The organism is Microbacterium sp. B35-04 (assembly GCF_010634885.1).
GTDB lineage: Bacteria > Actinomycetota > Actinomycetes > Actinomycetales > Microbacteriaceae > Microbacterium.
In genome coordinates this window covers 20,772-40,917 of the sequence record NZ_MWLP01000046.1, presented here as the reverse complement: position 1 = coordinate 40,917, position 20,146 = coordinate 20,772, and the positions used below count along the sequence as shown (strand labels likewise).

Genomic DNA, 20,146 nt, shown 5'->3' with positions numbered 1-20,146 from the left:
GCCGCCGCGATCTCGCCGGGAGCGGCCTGCGCCGCCTGCAGGACGAGGCGGTGCGTCTCTTCGAGGTTGCGCGCGTCGGCTTCGGCCTGGCGGAGCGCCCGTTCGGCGGCGGCGAGATCGGGCAGCGCACTCAGCGAGGCGTCGGCGGCGCGCGCGGCGGCGGCGTCGAGGTGCCGCTCGGCGACGGCGACCTGCGACAGGGCCGCATGCGCGGAACGCGAGGCGGTGTGCCATTCCTCCTCGGCGAAGCGCGACGACAGCTCTGCGACCAGCGCGGCCGGGTCGCCCATCGACGCACGCAGCTCGGCCAGTCGGCGGCGGGTCGCATCGATCTGGCCCGCGGCCGACACATGCGCGGTGACCCACGCGCCGTGCTCCCGGCGCGCGGCGGCCACCGTGGCGAGGGCTTCGCCGGCACGCTTGTCGATGCGTGCCGAGACGCGGCGCACCTCGGCGGGGGCGACGGCGGGGTCGCTGATCGCGCGGTAATCCTCGAACGCGTCGTCGCGGACGTGCTGCGCGGTGAGGCGCGCCCGCCGGAGCGACGACGGCGCATCCCCGCCGTAGAGCGCTCCCGAGAGCGCGACCTCGAGGTCGAGCTCGCCGACCTCGTCGTCGAGCCGCACGAGGGTGGCACCGGCCTTCGCCCGGGTCTGCTCGGCCGCAGCGCGGGCGCGAGGCGAGCGCCGTGCCCGCCGCACCGCCCACACCAGGACGGCGACGGCGATCGCCGTCACGCCGAACACGACCAGGGCCGGCACGAGCCACCCGACGATCGCGGTGGAGAGCTCAGCCATCGGCGCCCACGACGGCGTCGTCGGCGGTCTCCCGCGCGGTCTCGCCGAACAGCAGCAGTGCGCGAAGCTGATCGACGTCGTCGACGGCGGCCTGCGCACCCTCGGACTCGTGCGGCCAGCTGAAGCCCCATCGCACGAAGATCACCGGCACGCCGTGGGCGGCCCCGCCCTCGACATCGTGGTGCCGGTCGCCCACGAGCACCGGACGGCTGGTGTCGACCCCCGCCGCGGCGAGCCGGCGCAGCGCCTCGGCGACGATGTCGGCCTTGGCGCTGAGGGTCTTCTCGTCCTGCGTGGCGCCGACGATGGCGGTGAGCGACATCGAGAGGTCGAAGTGGTCCATGAGGGCGACGACCTGCACCTCGGGCTTCGAGCTGGCGGTGGCCTGCGGGATGCCCGCGGCTGCGACATCCGTGATCAGCTCACCCATGCCGGGGAAGAGCTTGGCACCCGTCGAGTAGCCGTCGATCTTGTTGAGGCCGCGGTAGAAGGCGACGGCCTCGGTCGCCTGCTCGGGCGTCATGCCGACGTTGACCTGGAACGAGTCGTACATCGGCGGTCCGATCCAGTGCACGAGCTCGGCGCGGGTCGGCGGGCGCCTGCCGAAGTGCTCGAGAGCGATCGTGAGGCGGCGGAGGATGCCTTCGGACGCGTCGACGATCGTTCCGTCCACGTCCCACAGCACACAGGTCCACGGCGATCGTCTCGGCATGCCACCAGCCTATTCGCCAGGCGACCGCCGCTCCGCGCCGGCTCCCGTGGAGAGGTCTCAGCGGTCCCGCCGGTGCACGCGCGCGAGCCGCGCCATCATGCGCCGGAGATCATCCAGCTCGGCGGGCGACCAGTCGGCCAGGAGGGCCTCCATGTTCGTCTCGGCCGTCGCCATGATGCGCTCGCCGATGCGGCGCCCCTCGTCGGTCAGCGCCACCAGCACACCGCGGTCGTCGTCGGGAGCGGCGACGCGCACCGTGAGGCCGGCCTGCACGAGCCGCCCGACGATCTTGCTCATGTTGGTCGGCGTCATGCCCAATGCGAGCGAGAGCTCGACGGGGCGCATCGCGCCGTTGTACGAGAGCTGATTGACGACCAGGAACATGCCCATGTCGTCGATCGGGAACGCGACCTTCGTCATCACGTCGCGGCGGACGGCCGTGCTGTCGGCCCAGTGCACGATCGACGCGAGCGACAGACGCAGGTCGAGCGGGTCGGCGCCGATGACGGGACTCAGGTCGGCGGAGGCGCCCGGGTCAACGTCACCTCGGGCCATCGTTCCTCGTTCCTCTCGGTGCCGGGCCACCCGGGTGGGCGGCGCCGGGATCAGTCCTCGCGCAGCAGCAGCACCGGTCCGACGAGGCCGTACTCGCGCACGACCGCGTTCTGCGTGCGTTCTTCCCCGGTGAGCTGCACCCCGATGTCGGGGACGCGCTCATAGTATCCGCGGGCGCGGAGGCGGTTGTTGAGTGAGCTGCCGACGCGCACGGTGACAGCGTTCTCGCCCGGACGGATGTCGCCGCTCACGTCGATGACCGGGTGCGCGGTGTCGAATCCCCGCGCCAGGCCGTCGCCGACGCGCACCGAGCCCAGGCCCCCGCACGTCGAGCCGAGGTCGAGGACGTAGCGCACGCCGGTCTCCACGTCGGGAACGAAGATCGTCGTGGTGTACTCGCCGACACCCGAGACGTCGGGGCCGACCGCGGGGATCTCGGACCAGGGCGCGAGTTCGGTCTCGCCGGGGTCGAGGCGCGTGACGGCGGTGGTCGGGCGGACCTCGCGCGAGACGTAGCCGAGGCCGCGGTCTTCCGTCAGCACCTCGGGCTCGCCGGCGTCCCAGCTCTCGACGATCAGGCGCCACCGCTCGGCGCGGGCGACCTCGGTGGTCGCCGGCGGGGCGGAGTCCAGGGCATCCGACGCCCTGTCGAGGACGACGACGGCCACCTCTCCCGGCGCGAGCGTGAGCTCGACGACCGTGCGGTGGCCGTCGCGGCGCGCGCCGCGGTGGGGGCGCAGCTCGCCCGTCCACACGTCGAGCCGGTGCGTGGAGCCGGTGCCCTCCAGCGTGATCCCGACCGTCGTCGGCTCCGCGGTCTCGTAGAGGAAGTGGTACGCGTACAGCACCGTGAGGTCGCCGTCCTGGCGCAGGTGGGTGAGCACGTGGGGGTCGTCATCGACGAACCGCGCCCGGCCCCCGGCGCCCAGGTCGTCGAGGGCCGCGACGACGCCGGAGGGTGCCGTGACGCGGACCCCCGGCATCCGTCGCAGTTCCGCCATGATCGCGGCGAGCTCGTCGTCCCGCCCGTCGAGACCGGGGGTGGCGGATGCCGCGAGCTCGTGCGTGCGGTGGCGTCCGGCCATGAGCGACTCGAGCTCGCGGGCGCCGTCGACGATCACGAGCCGCAGACCGCGGCGCGCCCAGGTGAGGAGGTGCGCGGCGACATCGGCGTCGAGGGTGCTCTGGTAGACGACGAGCGCGCGGTAGCCCGGGCCGCCGGGCTGCACCTCGTCACCGTCGAACGAGACGTCGTCTCGCAGGAGCAGCGAGCCGTCGAAGAACTCGTAGGTGATGCCCGCGTCCTGCATGCCGAGGTCCTGCCACCAGTGGTTCTCGCGGTCGCGCATCCACATCGTGCCGTAGGCGACCTCGTCGGGGATGCGCTCGCCGTTCGGGCCGATCAGCGCCATTCCGATGAGGTTGTCGGTGAAGTGGTCGGTGCGGAGGATGCCGACGTCGATGCGCGGCCGGCCGCGCCGCAGTGCGTACTGCAGGCGCCCGATCGCGGCGGTCCACAGCGGGTAGAACTCCGATCCCGGCTGGCGGGTGTCGAACCGCTCGGAGAACATCGGCCACATGCCCTCGTGGCCCGGCCACTCCGTCACGCCCTCGGCGCCGGCGGGACTCGCCCAGCCGTGCAGGACGGTCTTGGTGATGCCCGCCGCCAGCTGCGTCGCGATGATCTGGTCGTAGAAGCGGTGGTCGAGCATGTGGTTGCGCGTCGTCGCGCCGGTCTCGGACGAGTACTGCTTACCGAACAGATGCGCGGGGCCCGCCATCAGCCGGTACGCGTCGATCTGCGCCCCGAATTCGAGGGACTCGGTCTCGATGCCGTCGACCTCGGGACCGGGGCGGGTCAGCTCGAACGGCAGGCCGTAGCTGATCTCGGCGCGCAGCGTCATGCCGACCTCGTGCAGGAACGCCGCGAACGGGCGCAGCATGTTCTCGATGTAGAGGTCGGTGAGGGTGCGCACGTAGTCGAACCGCACCTTGTCGACGGTGACGCGGTCGGCCTCGTCGGCGGGCTCGTGGTGGTAGACGGTCGAGACTGCCATGAAGGGGGCGTCGCGGGTGAGGAACGGCAGCCACGACGCGATGTCGTAGCCGCGCCGGGCGCGGAACTCATCGGCGACGGTGAAGCCCCAGAACATGCCGCCGGCGCCGAAGGTCGAGAGCTCGAGCGAGTCCATGTACATCTGCGCGCGCGGGTTGCGGGCGACTTCGGCTCGCAGGGCGGGCGTCAGCACCACGTCATCCCAGTAGGCGATGACGGCGTCCACGCCGTCGCGGTCGAGGTAGTTGACGGTGTAGTTGACACTGGCGGAGGGTGAGGCGGTCTGTCCCGTGCCGTGCATCCAGTAGGCGAACAGGCGCCATTCGCCTTCGCCACCTGGCGCGGTCCACTCCAGAGCCTCACCGTCGACCTCCGCGGTGAGATCGATGACGGATGCCGCATCCAGCAGCCCGTCGCCCGCGACGCGCGCCGCCACCACGGCGACGAGGTGCTGCTGCGTGATGGTGCCGCGATGGCCAGGCAGCGTCGTCTCGGCGATCGGAGCCTCGAGGTCGATCCGCGGGAGCGGCCCGCTGCGCGCCTGACGGGCTGAGAGCGTCTCGTGCACGACGTCGAGCTCCTGCGCGGCAGCCTGCTGGTCGGGGTCGATCGTCGGGAGGTTCGCGTTGGACCAGTTCGTGCCCGACGTGAAGCTCACCGACATGCCGCGGCGCGTGGTCTCCTCGACCACGATCTGCGAGTCGTGCACCCACTCCTCCGAGCCCCAGCCGTAGCGCGCGTGGTCGATCGCGCCCTCATCCATCGCGAGGAACTCCATGCCGCCGAAGCCGAGGCGGTGCGCGTCCTCGATCTCCCGCCGCAGCGTCGCATCGCTGTGGAGCCCTTCCGCGAGCCACCACCGCAGCTCGGGGCGGAAGTCGATGGCGGGTTCGGCGATCGCGCGCCGGAAGTCGTCGAGCGTCATTGCGCGGCATCCGTTCGTCAGGACAAGAACTGTCTATGCGACAGTATGTACTTTCCTGACGACATGACACAACCCCTCGCCGCTGTCACGCGGTGGGGTGCAGGGCGGGCGACGGTCAGAAGAGGCGCGGGGCGCCGGACTCGATGCCCTTCATGCCCTCGTAGTCGAGGGTGACGCAGCGGATGCCGCGGTCCGCGGCCAGCACCTTGGCCTGAGGCTTGATCTCCTGCGCCGCGAAGACCCCGGTCACCGGCGCCAGGTGCGGGTCGCGGCCGAGCAGCTCGAGGTAGCGGGTCAGCTGCTCGACGCCGTCGATGTCGCCGCGGCGCTTGACCTCGACGGCGATCGTGCCGCCCTCGGGGTCGCGGAGCAGGAGGTCGACGGGGCCGATCGCCGTGGGGAACTCCCGCCGCACGAGAGTCAGGCCGTCGCCGATGACGTCGACCTGCTCGGCGAGCAGGCGCTGCAGATCGGCCTCGACGCCGTCCTTCTGCAGGCCGGGGTCGATGCCGAGCTCATGCGACGTGTCGTGCAGCACCTCGTAGATGCGCACGAGCAGTGCGTCGCCGGTCTTCGCGTGCGTGACCCGCCAGTGCTCGAGCACTCCGGCCGCGGCGGAGTCGGCATCCGGAATCTCCACGTCCAACCGGCACGGCGGGCTCATCCAGTTCAGCGGCTTGTACGAGCCGCCGTCGGAGTGCACCAGCAGCGAGCCGTCGCCCTTGTGCACCAGCAGGCGGGTCGCGAGCGGCAGATGGGCATTGAGCCGGCCCGTGTAGTCCACGGAGCACCGGGCGATGACGAGACGCACCCGACGAGCCTAGCCCGGGCCGCGACGGTCCAGGCTTGGGCAGGGCGGCGGTGCTCGGTCAGGCGGCCTCGGAGATCGTGGATGCCGGCGGCCGCGGCATCCGCTCGCTCGGGGCTGCGGTGGTGTCGGCAGAGGCGGCGCGGTGCAGCGCGTACCCGCGGGTCGCCTGCACGAGGAGCGGGCCCCACAGCCAGAACGGGAAGACGAGCGTCACCTCGAGCACCCCGAGCGAACCGGCGGTCGCGACGACGAGCTCGATGCCGCCGGCCGTGAACAGTACGCCGACCACGCTCGCGGGGATCACGGCCAGCGCGACGGGCACGGCGCGTCCGCCGACCAAGCCGAGCCAGCGCGGGAAGCGATCCGCCCAGGGGAGGGCGAGGAGAAGCGTCAGCAGGCCGCCGGTCAGCATCGCGCAGCCGAGCAGCAGTCCTGTCAGGAGGACGTCGGGGTGCTCGGCGACATCGGCCGGCCCGAAAAGCGGCCACGGCGTGAGCCACGACGCGCGCAGCGCCACGTACGGGAGTGCGCACAGTGCGGCGGCCACCGTGACCGGCCGGCGGTGGCGGAGGGCCCACGCGTCGAACCGGCCCGCGGTCGGCGGAGCGCCGACGGTCCATGCGACCAGGGCGCCGGCGGTGACCAGGTGCGCCAGGGCGATCATGAGGAACGGCATGCGCGGGGCCAGCCCGCCGACCACCATCTGTGCGAACAGCCCGGTCGGCAGGCGCAGCGACACCAGCACGACGCCGCCCGCGACGGCCGCGACGACGACGAGTCCTACGACCGGCCGTCGGATCACCAGGAGAACCAGAGTGGCGACGACTCCCGCGGCCAAGACGAGAACGAACGAGTACCCGGCGACGGGGATGGTGCCCCCCGGCGTCAGCGTCGACACGACGAGTGCGACGACGAGGGCCATGAGCGTGAGCATCGTGCGCATCCGACGGGAGGTCACCGACCGCCGTTCCCGAAGCGCGACCGCGGCGACGGCGAGGGCGGCGAGCCCCGCCGCGATCGCGACGGCGCCGGCTGCCGGCATTCCGATCCACGCGGCCAGCAGGCTGGGCGGGACCCCGTCGGCGACGACACCCGGCGCGAGCAGCTGGAGGGCGCCGAGCAGCGCCACGACCAGACCCCCGGCAGCGGCCACGAGCAGCAGGACCAAACGTGTGAGAGGGTTCATGCCTCACACGGTATGGAGGCCGGTGCCCGCCGCGCCTCGCCCCTGTGGGCGGTCTGCCCTCGCCCGTGCGGGTGATTCAGCCGCGCGGCCGCAGCACGCCGTTCTCGTACGCCCAGATGACGACGTGCACGCGATCGGGGAGGCCGAGCTTCGCGAGCACCGACTTCACGTGCGTCTTCACGGTGTTCTCGGACAGGAACAGGGCGCGTGCGATCGCCTCGTTCGACGCGCCAGACGCGAGCGCCCGTGCGACCTCCTGCTCGCGAGCGCTGAGTTGCGACAGGGCCGCCGCCGGATCGGGCGCCGCGACGCCTTCGCGCACGAAGCCGAGCAGGGCGGAGGTCGCCGCGGGCGACATCGCGGCGTCGCCGGCGGCGACCGCCGCCACGGCGTCGCCCAGCCGCTCGGGGGTCGCGTCCTTGGTCAGGAAACCGCTGGCGCCGGCGCGGATCGCGCCCACCACGTACGCGTCGAGGTCGAAGGTCGTGAGCATCAGCACGCGCGTGGAGGGACGCAGCCGCAGCACCTCGCGGGTCGCCTCGATCCCGTCCACCCCGGGCATGCGGATGTCCATGAGCACGACGTCGACGGCATGGGCGCGCACGTGCGCGATCGCCTCCCGGGCTGACGCCGCCGTCGCGACCTCACCGATCCGCCGGTCGTAGCTCAGCATGACGGCCACCGCCTCGCGGAACAGCGCCTGATCGTCCACCAGCAGCACCCGCAGGGTCATCGCCCGACCTCGCCGTCGGCCGGATCGGCTGGCTCCACACCGACCGGCAGCTGCGCCCGGACGGCCCAACCCCGCGGCATCCGCGGTCCGGCGTGGAACGCCCCACCGGCCAGCCGCACCCGCTCGGCGAGTCCGACCAGTCCCGTGCCGCCGCCCAGGTCCGACGCCGCCGGTCCGGCGCCGCCGTCGTCGACGACTTCGACGACGAGCGGTTCGCCCCACGCGAGCGACACGTCGATCCGTATCGGCGCGATCGTGTGCCGCACCGCGTTGGTGATCGCCTCGCGCACCACGTTGTGGAGCGCCAGCGCCACCGGCGCCGACAGCTCTCGCCGGTCACCGGACTCGGTGAGGACCACGTCGCATGAGGGGCTGCGTACAGCCGTGACCAGCTCGTCCAGGGCCTCCGGTGTCGGCAGGGGAGCGAGTGGCGCCCGACCGTCCACTGCCACGATGGTGCGCATGCCGCGCAGCGCGTCACGGCCGGTGCGCGCCACGACCTCGAGCGCCCGCGCACTGTCGGCGGGGCGCGTCGGCATCATGAGGCGCGCGGCCTCGGACTGCGCGATCATCACTGTCATCGCGTGCGCGACGACGTTGTGCAGCTCCCCGCTGATCCGCATGCGCTCGTCGGCGAGCGCCCGCTCCACGCGCGCGCGAGTCTGCTCCTCGAGGCGCGCGGCGCGCACCCTCAGCAGGAGCCCGATCGCCCACGCGGCGGTGACGGCGGCGGCGAGACCGAGGAAGACGCCGAACCGGAGCAGGGCCGTATCGGTGTCGCTGTCGCCCGCTTCCAACGCCGGCTCGAGCACGGCGATCGCACCGGCGCCGATGATCCCCGTAGCCAGCGCCGGGACCGATAAGCGCGCCGGCCGATGCACCGCGACCTGGCCGAGACACAGGAGGTATGCGACCGAGGACGGGTAGAGCGGGCCGGCCGCATCGCGAGCGGCCGGAGCGAGCACGAGGACGAGCATCACCGTGCTCGCGGCCACGAACGCACCGACGGGGAAACGCACCGCGACCAGCGAGGCCGCGTGCAGCGCCACGAAGCACGACCACAGCAGCCCCACCGTCATCGGGTCCAACGGTGGCGGCGCGGTCGCCGCCGCGGCGAGGCTGACCGGCAGCAGCACGATGAGGGCGACGATCGCTGCGATCAGGCCCGCGTCGGCGGAGCGGTGCGGGACGCGGTCCGTGGCCGGCGGCATCCACCCATGCTGGCACGCGACGGCGAAGTCGGCCTCACCCCCGCGGGTGAACTCGGGCGCGCGGAGATCAGAGGGCCAGGCACGCCGCTGGCCGCGCGGTCCGGCTCGGGATGCCCGGCCGGGCGGTGCGCCGGCCGGGATCAGACGTGACCGGCGCCGACCTTCGAACCGGCGATCGGCTTGGCCGCGCCCGACGCGAGGCCCGACATGACGATGAGGCCGACGATGATCCAGAGGGTCGGGAGGATGCCGATCTCGTGACTGATCCAGCCGAGGATCGGCGGGCCGCAGAGGAACGCCAGGTAGCCGATCGTGGCGGCGGCAGAGACGGATGCCGCGGCCTTGGCCGGGTCGTCGGCCGCTGCCGACATGCCGAGCGGGAAGCCCAGGGAGGCACCCGCACCCCAGAGCGCGACGCCGATGAAGGCGATCGGGAGCGACGGCGCGAGGATGAACATCACGAGGCCGATCACGGCCATGACGGCGAGGATCCGCAGCGTCCACACCCGGCCGATGCGGTCGACGAGAGGCCCGCCGAGGATGCGGAAGACGGTCATCGCCACCGAGAAGACGGTGAGCGCGACGGCGCCGACGGCCTCGGTCTGGCCGTGTCCGTCCACCACCGCGATCGCGAGCCAGTCGTTGGCGCTGCCCTCGGCGAACGCCATGCCGAGCATGATCGCGCCGATCGCGTAGGTGCGGGGGTCGCGCCAGACGGAGAGCACCTCGGCGAATCGCTCCCGGCGGGTCGTCGTGGTCGCCGGATCGTCGTGGACGATCTCGCGCGACGGCACCGCCCGCAGCGACAGCAGCCCGGCGGCGAGCACCAGCACCCCGATGCCCCAGAGGTGCCACCCGACGCCGATGTTCCACGCGGCCATCGCCACGCCGATCCCCGCGCCCACCACGGTGCCGATGCTGAAGAACGCATGGAAGAGCGGCATGAGCGTGCGCTCGAAGGCCTGCTCGACGGCCGCCGCCTCGACGTTCATCATGACGTCGGTGGCGCTCATGCCGATGCCCATGAGGCCCAGTCCCACGGCCGTGATCGCATACGACTGGAAGACCTGCACGCCCAGGCCGACGACGATCACGCCGAGCGAGAAGGCGATGATCGTCGCGATCATGCCGCGCCGGGCCCCCCACCGCACGACGATGACGTTCGCGAGCGACAGCCCGACGATGGACGCGGCGCCCGAGACGAACAGCAGCACGCCGATCTCCAGATCGGTGATGCCGAGGTCGTTCTTCACTGCGGGCAGCCGCGATGCCCACGACGCGAAGCCCAGGCCGGTCACGAAGAAGATCGTGAAGATCGCGGTGCGCCAGCCGACCAGCTGCGTCCGGGTGAGCACGGTGTCCATCCGGACACTTTACCGAATCGATTCGACCACGCTTCGCACGGGTAGCTCGGCGTGGCTCGCGACGGGCTACGATCATCACGACATGAGCCGTCAGGACTCCGGCACCCGCCGTGCCACGATCTCGGACGTCGCCCGTGAGGCAGGCGTCTCACCGTCGACCGCTTCCGTGGTGTTCAGCGGCAAGACGCCCGTGTCGGATGCGACCCGGCGCCGCGTGCTCGACGCGGCAGCCGGCCTCGGCTACACCGGTCCGGATCCCCGAGCCGCGTCACTGCGTCGCGGGCGCTCGGGCATCGTCGGCGTGGTCTTCGAGGAGCATCTGCGCACGGCGTTCCTCGACCCCGTGAAGACGCTGATGATGGACGGCCTCGCCGACGCCGTCACGCCGATCGGCGCCGGGCTCCTCCTGCTCCGCGACCACGAGCCGACCGGTGTCGGGCCCTCGCTCACGACTGCGCCCCTCGACGCGGCCGTGCTCATCGGCTGCAGCGGGCTGCTGCGCGAGTCACTCGAGATGGTCAAGGCGCGCGGCATCCCGGTCGTCGTCATCGAGGGCGATGCCGGCGAAGGTGTTCCTCGCATCGGCCTCGACAACCGCGAGGCGCAGCGCCAGGCGGCCAGTCACCTGCGGGCCCTCGGGCACCGCGAGGTCGCCGTCGTCGCGCTGCCGGTGCGTGCGGGGTGGGAGCGCGGCTGGATCGACGACGGCGCGGCGATCGCGGTGGACGTCACGCGTGAGCGGCTCGCCGGTGCTCTGGACGTCTTCCCGGATGCCTCGACCTACGCGGCCGCCGGCAGCTTCATCGACGAGGGGCACGCGGCCGGCCGCGAGATCTTCGCCGACCCGGAGCGCCGGCCCACCGCCGTCATCGCGCAGAGCGATCTGCTCGCCGCCGGCGTGATCCGCGCGGCCGAGGAGGCGGGCCTGCGGGTGCCCGAGGATGTGAGCGTCACCGGCTTCGACGGCATCGTCGTCGACGGCCTCGCCCCTTACGAGCTCACGACCCTCGTGCAGCCGGCGACCGACAAGGGCCGCGCCGCGGGGGAGGCGGTCGCCGCGATGCTCGAGGGCGCCCCAGCTGCCTCGATCCGCTTCACCTGCACGTTCCGCGAGGGCAACACCACGGGTCCGGTCGCTCCCGGGCGCTGACCCGCCGTACGGGAACGAGCCGCTCGGTCGTTGAGCGAGCGAGGGACGAACGAGACGAAACGCTCTGCACCCGGCGCAGCAGCGAGGCTCGGGCGTTTCGGCTCGGTCGCCGGCGTTCCCTCGCTCAACGAGCGGGCTGGGCGCGATCGGCGTGGCTGGAGGCCTAGGAGCGCTGAGGGCCGAGCCGCAGCGTCGACGACCCGAAGTCGGCGATCGTGTAGCGGCCGCAGGAGATGAGTTCGGCATCCTGGATCGAGGCGCCGCCGGGCAGCTCGAAGGGCGGGGACTGCGCGTCGGTCACCAGGAACGACACCTCCCCGACGGCGAAGTCGTCGCGGTTCACGAGCCAGGCGTAGCCGCGTAGCCGGTGGTCGACCTGCACCAGCGCACGCGGGTCGGCGAGGTGGGTCTTGGGGAGGCGGATCGTCCAGAACTGGCCGGCGCCCGTGCGCCCCGACTGCTCGGTCCAGTCCACGACGCACGCCAGGTCGGTGTCGGGTGCGTGCGCGGCGGCGGAGATGCGTGGCACTCCGATGCCGACGGCGGCCACGAGTGCGACCGCCGCGGCGCCGGCAGCCAGCACAGCTCCCCATCCGCCCGCACGACGGGCTCGGGTCGGCTCCGGTGTCGTCGACGACGCGACAGCATCCGGTGCGGGGCGCCACAGGAGCTCCGGCAGCACGACGAGCCCGAGGAGCGGCGCGAACACCACGGGCTGCAGATAGCGCGCCGCGTGGGTGCCGAGCGCGATGGCCCCCACCACGACGAGCAGCGGCACGACCCAGCCGCACGCCGCCACGAAGGCGGCGCCCACCGCACGCCGCTCGCCGTCGGTGGGTCGAGCGGAGCCTCCGGCGGCATCGGCTCCATCGCGCCGTCGCGCGAGCAGGATGGTTGCGGCGACGCTCCAGCTCCACAGCACCACGACGGCGACGACGGATGCCGCCCCCCACGTCGCGCTCCACCGTTCCGCGAGCAGCGCCCCGTAGTACTGGAGTGACGCGAGCCACTGCGCCGGATCGATGTAGCCGGCGCCGGTGTTCGCGATGAGCTGCGTCTGTCCGAGCACGAGGTCCAGCGGCATCCGTCCGACGTACCCGACGAGGGAGCCGGCGATGAGGGCACCGGCCAGCCACAGCGCCACACGCTCCCGCACGGCGACGACGCCGAGCACGAGCGCCACCGGCACCGTCACCCACGCCGCGAACAGCGGGTTGGTGAGCACGGATGCCGCAGCCACCGCCGCGATGCCCCCCACCGCTGCCCACGGCACTCGCCTCGACGTTCGGGGGTCGCGCTGCGTGGCTTCGGCCGCGGGGTTGCCGCGTGTCGTGACACCCGAAGCGGGGTCGGCGGCGGTGTGCGAGGTTCGGGGGTCGCGCTGCGTGGCTTCGGCCGTGGCGCTGCCGCGTGTCGTGACACCCGAAGCCCGCGGTGCCCGCGCGGACGTGCCGCGGTCGAGGGCGCGCCGGACGAGGCCGATCGCCAGCACCGCACCGATCACGGTCGCGCTGTAGTACGTCGTGGTCGTGAGGAGAGAGGCGAGCTCGAGCGCATCGCGCGACGGCGACGACTCCGACGCGGCGAAGAGGGCGAAGCCGCCGAGCCCGGTGAGGGCGCCGGCGATCGGCGCGCGTGCTCGGGCGACCGAGCCGGCCGCGACGCGCAGCGCGCCGTAGAGCGCCACCACGTTGACGACGCCGGCGAGGGCGAGCGTGCCGTTCGTGCCGAGCCCGAGCAGCGACAGCAGCCGGAGCATCGCGATCTCGGGCAGGAACAGCACCGACGACATGGCCCAGTCCTGCGGCTGCACGGCGGCGAGCGAGTGGATCACCAGCGTGGTGACGAGCGAGTCGGCGTCGCGGAACAGCAGTTCCGAGCGAGCGGATGCCGCCACCACAGCCACCACCGCGATGGCGACCGCGACCGCCACCGCGACGCCGAGCAGCTCGCGCGCCCAGCCAGGCAGCCCGCGCACTTCCCGCGCATCGGGCACGGTGTTGTCGGCCACCGCCTCACTCTGCCACGCGGGTCGACCGCAGACCGAGCGGCGCGGCATCCCTCCCCGTCCTCAACTGAGGAATGGAGCCGAGGTGAGGAGCAACGCGCCGGACGACGGCCCTCATCTCGGCGTATCTCCTCAAACGAGGATGCAGCGGCACGCCGACGTGCCGCACGCGCGACGGATGTATGCCGCGGCGGTCAAGCCCCGGAATGCGCCGGGTAGGATGGTTCCGACACCCCGATCGCCTGGGCTTTGTGCTGTCCACCTTCGACAGACGCAGGCCGACGACCACGAGGAGGCCTGAATGCTCCTCATGCTCGGCGCGTTCGCGGTCGTCCCGATCCTGCTGCCCTGGCTCGTGGCCCGCATCGGCGCTCGAGCGTTCTACGTCGCCGCGGTCCTTCCGATCGCAGGCTTCGTGCATGCAGCCGTACTCACGCCGCGCATCGTCGCGGGGGACATTCCGTTCGAGACATACGCCTGGATCCCGCCGCTCGGCATCGACCTGTCGATGCGCATGGACACGCTCTCGTGGCTCATGACGCTGGTGGTCACCGGCGTCGGGGCGCTCGTGATGATCTACTGCCGCTGGTACTTCCGCGGCAAGACCGAGAACCTCGGCCAGTTCGCCGCGGTGCTCCTCGCCTTCGCCGGCGCGATGTACGGGCTCGTCCTCACCGACGACCTCGTCGTGCTCGTGATGTTCTGGGAGGTCACCAGCGTGCTGTCGTACCTGCTCATCGGGTACTACAACAAGCGCGCGGCGAGCCGTCGTGCGGCGCTGCAGGCGCTCCTCGTCACCACGCTCGGCGGACTCGTCATGCTGATCGGCGTGGTGCTGCTCGTGGTCGATGCGGGCACATCGAGCATCTCGACGATCCTGGCCGAGGCGCCCACCGGTCCGGTCGTCGACGCCGCTCTCGTGCTGATCCTCGTCGGCGCCTTGAGTAAGTCGGCGATCTTCCCGTTCCATTTCTGGCTGCCCGGCGCCATGGCCGCGCCGACACCGGTGAGCGCCTACCTGCACGCGGCCGCCATGGTGAAGGCGGGCATCTACCTCATCGCCCGCCTCGCCCCGGTCTTCGCGATCGCCCCCACCTGGCGACCGATCGTGGTGGGGCTCGGCGTCTTCACGATGCTGCTCGGCGGCTTCCAGGCACTCCGCGAGACCGACCTCAAGCGCGTGCTCGCGTTCGGCACGGTGAGTCAGCTCGGCATGCTGACCGTGGTGCTCGGGTACGGGATCAGGGATGCCGCCCTCGCAGGTCTGGCGCTCCTGCTCAGTCATGCGCTCTTCAAGTCGGCGCTGTTCCTCGTGGTCGGCGTCATCGACCGCCAGCTCTCCACCCGCGACCTGACCGAGCTGTCGGGTGTCGGACGCCAGGCGCCGGTGCTCACCACGTTCTCGATCATCGCCGTCGCCTCGATGGTCGGCATCATCCCGACCATCGGGTTCGTCGCCAAGGAGGGTGCGCTTGCGGCGCTCCTGCACGAGGCGCTCGGCGGCGCGGTGTGGGGCATCGTGGCTCTCGTCGGCATCGCGCTGGGCTCGGTGCTCACCGCGGGGTACGGCATCCGTTTCGTGTGGGGCGCGTTCGCGACCAAGCGCAAGCCGGACGGCGACCGTATGCCCGATACGGAATGGCCCGACCCGCCCATCGGGTTCCTCGTGGCGCCGATCGTGCTGGCCGGCCTCACCGCAGTCGCCGGTGTCGCGGCCCCGTGGCTCGACAAGGTCTTCACCCCGTACGCCGATCAGGCCCCCGCCGCGACCGTCGGCGTGACGGCTCCCGAGCACCCCGCGCATCTGCTCGTCTGGCACGGCTTCGAGGCGGCGCTGTGGATCTCGCTGGCCTCCATCGCGCTGGGGGTGCTCGTCTTCTGGGCGACCCGCGGCTGGCGTCCCGTCAAGCGGCTGCTGCCCTTCACAGCCGCCGAGGCCTACAACGGCGCGCTCCGCGGGATCGCGCGCCTCTCGGTCCTGACGACCAGCCTCACCCAGCGTGGTTCGCTGCCCGTGTACGTCGGCACGATCTTCGTCGTCTTCGTCGCGGCCGAGGGCACGGCGCTGATCGCGAGCAACGAGTGGCGCGCACAGCTCGACGCCTTCCATACGCCGACGCAGCTGTTCGTCGCACCGCTCATGATCGCCGCCGGACTCATCGCGATCCGGGCCCGCAAGCGCTACACCGGCGTCGTGCTCGTCTCGGTCACGGGGCTCGGCATGGTGCTCCTCTTCGCGACGAGCGGCGCGCCCGACCTCGCGCTCACGCAGATCCTCGTCGAGACCGTGACGCTCGTCGCCTTCGCGCTCGTGCTGCGGCGGATCCCCTCGCGGCTGGGCGAGCACAACGCCTCGGTCTGGCCCGTCGCCCGCGCCGTGCTCGGTGCGGCCGTCGGCGTCACCATGGCACTCGTCGCGATCGTCGCCACCGGGGCGCGGGTCGAGAAGCCGATCTCGGAGCGCTTCCCCGAGCTGGCCTACGAGCTCGGGCACGGGAAGAACGTCGTCAACGTCGCGCTCGTCGACCTGCGCGGCTGGGACACGATGGGCGAGCTGTCGGTGCTGATCCTGGCGGCGACAGGTGTGGCATCTCTCGTGTTCGTCACCCACCGGGCCGACACGCTGTCGCGGTTCATCCAGCCGCTGCCCTCGGGCGCGACGCGGGCCCGCCGCCCGCTCGTCGAGACGTCGGACGGCCTCAAGCAGCGGGGCGACGAGCGCGGCAGCGGGCGCATGGCGTGGCTGGTCGGCGGCCAGCGGGTGCGGCCCGAGAACCGCTCGATCATGCTCGAGGTGATCGTGCGGATCCTGTTCCACACGATCATCATCGTGTCGCTGTACCTGCTCTTCGCCGGCCACAACCTGCCGGGCGGCGGCTTCGCGGGCGGCCTCGTGGCGGGCATGGCTCTCGTCATGCGGTACGTCGCGGGCGGCCGCTACGAGCTCGGCGCCGCGGCGCCCACCGACGCCGGACGCCTGCTCGGCGCCGGCATGACCATCGCGGTCGCCTGCGCGGTGGTGCCGGTGTTCTTCGGGCTGCCGCCGCTGTCGAGCGTCTTCTTCGAGACCACGCTGCCGGTATTGGGCCATGTCGAGTTCGTGACCTCGACCATCTTCGACGTCGGCGTCTACCTCGTCGTGATCGGTCTGGTGCTCGACGTGCTGCGCAGCCTCGGCGCGGAGGTCGACCGTCAGGCGCAGGAAGCCCGCGAGCAGCAGGGGGTGAGCGTCTCGTGAACGTCTCGCTCATCCTCATCATCGTGATGGCCGTGCTGTTCGCATGCGGCGTGTACGCGATGCTCGAACGCAGTCTCACCCGCGTGCTCATCGGTTTCCTGCTGCTCGGCAACGCGGCGAACCTGCTGCTGCTCATCGTGATGGGGGAGCCGGGTGTCGCGCCGTTCTTCGGCGCGGCATCCGTCGAAGAGATGTCGGACCCGCTGCCGCAGGCCCTCACGCTCACCGCCATCGTCATCACGTTCGCCGTCTCGGCGTTCCTGCTCGCCCTCATCTACCGCTCGTGGCAGCTCGGCCAGGCCGACACGGTGGTCGACGACGTCGCCGACCTCGAGGTGCGCGAGCGCGGCCCCGAGGACGAGGACACGATGGATGAGGAGACCGAGATCGAGCACACGGACGACGACGCCACGACCGACTTCGTGGGAACCGACACCGCTCCGATCATCATCCTCGGCACACGCCACTTCGCCGGGCTCCGCGACGACGCCCCGGTCGACCGCCCCGAGCAGGGCCCTCGCGGTGGCACCGACGAGCGCGAGCGGGGTGATGACGCATGACGCAGATCGCCCCCGCCCTCGTTCCGCTGCTCGTGACGCTGCCGCTGCTCGGCGCCGCCATCGCCCTCATCGCCGGACGCCACCGCAAGACGCAGGTCGCCGTCTCGGTGGTGACCCTCACCGCGGTGCTCGTGATCGCGGCGGTCCTGCTGTACGTCGTCGACGCGGGCGACGAGCCGATCGCGGTCTCGGTCGGCGGCTGGCCCATCCCCTTCGGGATCGTGCTCTACGTCGACCGCCTCTCGGCGCTGCTCGTCGTCGTGTCCAGCATCGTGCTCCTCGCCGTCCTCCTCTTCTCGGTCGGCCAGGGCGCGGCGGACGGCGACGACGACACCCCGGTCTCGATCTTCCACCCGTCATACCTGATCCTGGGTGCGGGCATCTTCAACGCGTTCATCGCGGGCGACCTCTTCAACCTCTACGTCGGGTTCGAGATCCTGCTGGTCGCCTCCTATGTGCTGATCACCCTCGGCTCGACCGAGTCCCGCATCCGCACCGGCGTCGTGTACATCGTGGTGTCGCTGGTGTCGTCGATCCTGTTCCTCGCGGCGATCGCGATGATCTACGGGGCGCTGGGCACCGTGAACATGGTGCAGATCTCCGAGCGGATGGGCGAGCTGCCACAGGAGACGCAGCTGATCCTGCACCTTATGCTGCTGCTGGCTTTCAGCATCAAGGCGGCGGTGTTCCCGCTCTCGTTCTGGCTTCCCGACTCGTACCCGACCGCCCCGGCGCCGGTGACCGCCGTGTTCGCGGGCCTGCTGACGAAGGTCGGGGTCTACGCGATCATCCGCACCGAGACCGAGCTGTTCCTGTACAACGACGTGAACCAGCTGCTCATGTGGGTGGCGCTCGCGACCATGATCGTCGGCGTGCTCGGAGCCGTCGCGCAGGCGGAGCTGAAGCGGATCCTCTCGTTCACCCTGGTCAGCCACATCGGCTACATGATCTTCGGGCTCGCGGTCGCGACCCCGGCGGCTATCGGGGCGACGATCTACTACATGATCCACCACATCGTGGTGCAGACGACCCTGTTCCTCGCCGTCGGACTCGTCGAGCGCCGCGCCGGCTCGACGTCGATCCTCCGCGTGAAGGGGCTGATGAAGGCGGCGCCGGTAATCGCCGTGCTCTACTTCATCCCCGCCGTGAACCTGGGCGGGCTGCCGCCGTTCTCCGGCTTCATCGGCAAGTTCGCGCTCTTCGATGCCGCCGCTCAGGTCGGCACGCCGATCATGATCGTGCTGATGGTGGGCGGCATCGTCACGAGCCTGCTGACGCTCTACGCCCTCATGCGCGCGTGGAACCTGTCGTTCTGGCGCGAAGAGGACGACTCGGCCGAGACCGAGGCCCGCATCTCGTACCTCGGCTCGGCGCCGGCGGCCGGCGTCGAGACCGAGCGCCGCGTCATCCCGAAGATCATGACCGCGGCGACGACCGGCATGGTCGCGATCACGGTCGCGCTCACGGTCTTCGCCGGACCGCTCTACGACGTGTGCACGCGCATCGGCGAGTCGCTGCTGCAGCCGGTGTCGCTCACGCAGCTGCAGGACGACCTGCAGGGTACGGAGAAGACGCCGTGAGCCCCGACCTGCCCCGGAACCGCCTGCACCGCGCGACACTGACCGTGTGGCGGCAGCTGCCGTTCTTCGTCTGGCTCATCGCGCTCTGGATGCTGCTGTGGGGGCAGTTCACGTGGCTCGCCTTCCTCACCGGACTGATCGCGGCGGTCATCGTGACGCGCATCTTCCGCCTGCCGCCCGTCGAGCTCTCGGGTCGTGTGAACCTCTGGTGGGGTTTCATCTTCGTGCTCGAGTTCCTCGTGGCGGTGGTGCGCGGCTCGCTCACGGTGGCGTGGCAGGTGCTCGACTTCCGCCGGCAGCCCGGCGCCGCGATCATCGCCGTGCAGCTGCGTACCGACGACGACCTGATCATGACGCACACCGCCGTGACGGCATCCCTCATCCCCGGCTCGCTGATCGTCGAGACCGATCGGGACCGCCGCATCGTGTACCTGCACGTGGTCGGCGTGCGCGACGACGCCGACGTCGAGAAGCAGCGTGCGAGCGTTCACTCCTGGGAGGCGCGCATCGTCCGTGCGGTGGGTTCGCGGGCGCAGCTGCGGGCCATTCGGGCGGATGCCGCAGCCCGGGGCCTTTCGACAAGCTCAGGGACCCTGAAGAGCGGGGGGAGTGGGCGATGAACGTGCTGATGCTGGCGATCTACGTCGTCTTCGGCGTGGCGGCGCTCCTGACGCTGTGGCGGATCGTGATCGGGCCGTCGATCCTCGACCGGGCCGTGGCATCCGATGTGCTCCTCACCGAGGTGATGTGCGTGCTCGGGGCCGAGATGGCCATCAACCAGCACACGCGGACGCTCCCGGTGCTGCTGATCATCGCCGCCGTCGGCGTGTTCGGGTCGATCTCGATCGCGCGGTTCGTGGCGAGAAGGGATCAGGGACAGTGATGGATGCCGCGACCGCCCTCGACGCCGGGCTGAACGTCGCGTCGCTGATCCTCATCCTCATCGGCGCCGTGCTGTGCCTCACCGCCGCCATCGGACTGCTGCGGTTCCGCGACGTGCCGACCCGCCTGCACGCCGCGACCAAGCCCCAGGTGCTGGGGCTGATCCTCATCTGTCTCGCGGTCGCGCTGTCGCTGCGATCGTGGCCGGTGGTGGCGTTCCTCGTGCCGATCGTGCTCATCCAGCTCGCGACGGCGCCGCTCTCGGCGCACATGGTCGGGCGTCAGGCGTACCGCAACGGCACGATCGACCACACGGCGCTTCACGTCGACGAGCTCGCGGATTCCAAGCAGACTCCGCCCGCCGCCGGCGGCTGAGGC

The 20,146-nt window shown here is 71.5% G+C and carries 16 protein-coding genes and 1 pseudogene; 7 read left to right on the top strand and 10 right to left on the bottom strand.

The window, feature by feature from the left end:
* From B1729_RS12270 to B1729_RS12230, 9 genes and pseudogenes are all read right to left on the bottom strand, one after another.
* A pseudogene (locus B1729_RS12270) lies at positions 1 to 797 on the bottom strand (hypothetical protein); the annotation flags it as partial.
* Positions 790 to 1,509 carry an HAD hydrolase-like protein gene (locus B1729_RS12265; protein ID WP_163616326.1) on the bottom strand — a complete coding sequence of 240 codons (720 nt, stop codon included), beginning with the start codon at positions 1,507 to 1,509 and terminating at the stop codon, positions 790 to 792. The pseudogene B1729_RS12270 and the gene B1729_RS12265, both read right to left, overlap by 8 nt.
* A gap of 57 nt (positions 1,510 to 1,566) precedes the next feature.
* Positions 1,567 to 2,064 (bottom strand): MarR family transcriptional regulator, encoded by a 498-nt coding sequence (locus tag B1729_RS12260; protein ID WP_163616328.1) that lies wholly within the window; start codon positions 2,062 to 2,064, stop codon positions 1,567 to 1,569.
* 50 nt (positions 2,065 to 2,114) lie between these two features.
* On the bottom strand, positions 2,115 to 5,045 hold the full coding sequence (locus B1729_RS12255) for a glycosyl hydrolase (protein ID WP_163632963.1): 2,931 nt from the start codon (positions 5,043 to 5,045) through the stop codon (positions 2,115 to 2,117).
* 115 nt (positions 5,046 to 5,160) lie between these two features.
* On the bottom strand, positions 5,161 to 5,856 hold the full coding sequence (nucS, locus tag B1729_RS12250) for an endonuclease NucS (RefSeq protein WP_163616331.1): 696 nt from the start codon (positions 5,854 to 5,856) through the stop codon (positions 5,161 to 5,163).
* 58 nt (positions 5,857 to 5,914) lie between these two features.
* Positions 5,915 to 7,042: a hypothetical protein gene (locus tag B1729_RS12245; protein WP_163632961.1), complete on the bottom strand. Its 1,128-nt coding sequence runs from the start codon at positions 7,040 to 7,042 to the stop codon at positions 5,915 to 5,917.
* Between the two features lie 76 nt (positions 7,043 to 7,118).
* Complete coding sequence (locus tag B1729_RS12240) at positions 7,119 to 7,775, bottom strand: response regulator transcription factor (RefSeq protein WP_204259974.1); 657 nt, start codon at positions 7,773 to 7,775, stop codon at positions 7,119 to 7,121.
* Entirely contained in the window at positions 7,772 to 8,986 is a 1,215-nt protein-coding gene (locus B1729_RS12235) for a histidine kinase (protein WP_163616335.1), read from the bottom strand. The genes B1729_RS12240 and B1729_RS12235 overlap by 4 nt, the downstream gene beginning before the upstream one ends.
* A 140-nt stretch (positions 8,987 to 9,126) precedes the next feature.
* A complete protein-coding gene (locus B1729_RS12230; RefSeq protein WP_163616337.1) occupies positions 9,127 to 10,350 on the bottom strand; it encodes an MFS transporter in 1,224 nt (407 codons plus the stop codon).
* Between the two features lie 82 nt (positions 10,351 to 10,432).
* On the opposite strand from B1729_RS12230, the gene B1729_RS12225 reads away from it, so the two are divergent.
* Complete coding sequence (locus tag B1729_RS12225; protein ID WP_163616339.1) at positions 10,433 to 11,500, top strand: LacI family DNA-binding transcriptional regulator; 1,068 nt, start codon at positions 10,433 to 10,435, stop codon at positions 11,498 to 11,500.
* 163 nt (positions 11,501 to 11,663) lie between these two features.
* On the opposite strand, the gene B1729_RS12220 is transcribed toward B1729_RS12225, so the two are convergent.
* A complete protein-coding gene (locus tag B1729_RS12220) occupies positions 11,664 to 13,511 on the bottom strand; it encodes a hypothetical protein (RefSeq protein ID WP_204318912.1) in 1,848 nt (615 codons plus the stop codon).
* Positions 13,512 to 13,809: 298 nt separating this feature from the next.
* Between B1729_RS12220 and B1729_RS12215 the strand changes: the two genes are divergently transcribed.
* From B1729_RS12215 to mnhG, 6 genes are read left to right on the top strand one after another with little or no spacing between them, the layout of a single operon-like run.
* Entirely contained in the window at positions 13,810 to 16,746 is a 2,937-nt protein-coding gene (locus B1729_RS12215; RefSeq protein ID WP_163632959.1) for a Na+/H+ antiporter subunit A, read from the top strand.
* Positions 16,743 to 17,306 carry a Na(+)/H(+) antiporter subunit C gene (locus B1729_RS12210; RefSeq protein WP_163616343.1) on the top strand — a complete coding sequence of 188 codons (564 nt, stop codon included), beginning with the start codon at positions 16,743 to 16,745 and terminating at the stop codon, positions 17,304 to 17,306. The genes B1729_RS12215 and B1729_RS12210 overlap by 4 nt, the downstream gene beginning before the upstream one ends.
* Positions 17,303 to 18,886: a Na+/H+ antiporter subunit D gene (locus B1729_RS12205; RefSeq protein ID WP_163616345.1), complete on the top strand. Its 1,584-nt coding sequence runs from the start codon at positions 17,303 to 17,305 to the stop codon at positions 18,884 to 18,886. Before B1729_RS12210 ends, B1729_RS12205 begins: the two co-directional genes overlap by 4 nt.
* Entirely contained in the window at positions 18,883 to 19,506 is a 624-nt protein-coding gene (locus tag B1729_RS12200) for a Na+/H+ antiporter subunit E (protein ID WP_163632957.1), read from the top strand. Before B1729_RS12205 ends, B1729_RS12200 begins: the two co-directional genes overlap by 4 nt.
* Positions 19,503 to 19,769, top strand: coding sequence for a monovalent cation/H+ antiporter complex subunit F (locus tag B1729_RS12195; protein WP_163616349.1), 267 nt, complete (start codon positions 19,503 to 19,505; stop codon positions 19,767 to 19,769). The genes B1729_RS12200 and B1729_RS12195 overlap by 4 nt, the downstream gene beginning before the upstream one ends.
* Positions 19,769 to 20,143, top strand: a complete 375-nt coding sequence (gene mnhG, locus B1729_RS12190) for a monovalent cation/H(+) antiporter subunit G (protein WP_163632955.1) — start codon at positions 19,769 to 19,771, stop codon at positions 20,141 to 20,143. Before B1729_RS12195 ends, mnhG begins: the two co-directional genes overlap by 1 nt.
* Positions 20,144 to 20,146: the final 3 nt, after the last annotated feature.

What these genes read in the sequence shown, in the direction of transcription:
- B1729_RS12235 (WP_163616335.1), bottom strand. Translation starts at nt 8,986, where the DNA reads ATGCCGCCGGCCACGGACCGCGTCCCGCACCGCTCCGCCGACGCGGGC.
- B1729_RS12260 (WP_163616328.1), bottom strand. Translation starts at nt 2,064, where the DNA reads ATGGCCCGAGGTGACGTTGACCCGGGCGCCTCCGCCGACCTGAGTCCC.
- mnhG (WP_163632955.1), top strand. Translation starts at nt 19,769, where the DNA reads ATGGATGCCGCGACCGCCCTCGACGCCGGGCTGAACGTCGCGTCGCTG.
- B1729_RS12205 (WP_163616345.1), top strand. Translation starts at nt 17,303, where the DNA reads ATGACGCAGATCGCCCCCGCCCTCGTTCCGCTGCTCGTGACGCTGCCG.
- B1729_RS12215 (WP_163632959.1), top strand. Translation starts at nt 13,810, where the DNA reads ATGCTCCTCATGCTCGGCGCGTTCGCGGTCGTCCCGATCCTGCTGCCC.
- B1729_RS12245 (WP_163632961.1), bottom strand. Translation starts at nt 7,042, where the DNA reads ATGAACCCTCTCACACGTTTGGTCCTGCTGCTCGTGGCCGCTGCCGGG.
- B1729_RS12195 (WP_163616349.1), top strand. Translation starts at nt 19,503, where the DNA reads ATGAACGTGCTGATGCTGGCGATCTACGTCGTCTTCGGCGTGGCGGCG.
- B1729_RS12225 (WP_163616339.1), top strand. Translation starts at nt 10,433, where the DNA reads ATGAGCCGTCAGGACTCCGGCACCCGCCGTGCCACGATCTCGGACGTC.
- B1729_RS12230 (WP_163616337.1), bottom strand. Translation starts at nt 10,350, where the DNA reads ATGGACACCGTGCTCACCCGGACGCAGCTGGTCGGCTGGCGCACCGCG.
- B1729_RS12240 (WP_204259974.1), bottom strand. Translation starts at nt 7,775, where the DNA reads ATGACCCTGCGGGTGCTGCTGGTGGACGATCAGGCGCTGTTCCGCGAG.
- B1729_RS12265 (WP_163616326.1), bottom strand. Translation starts at nt 1,509, where the DNA reads ATGCCGAGACGATCGCCGTGGACCTGTGTGCTGTGGGACGTGGACGGA.
- B1729_RS12255 (WP_163632963.1), bottom strand. Translation starts at nt 5,045, where the DNA reads ATGACGCTCGACGACTTCCGGCGCGCGATCGCCGAACCCGCCATCGAC.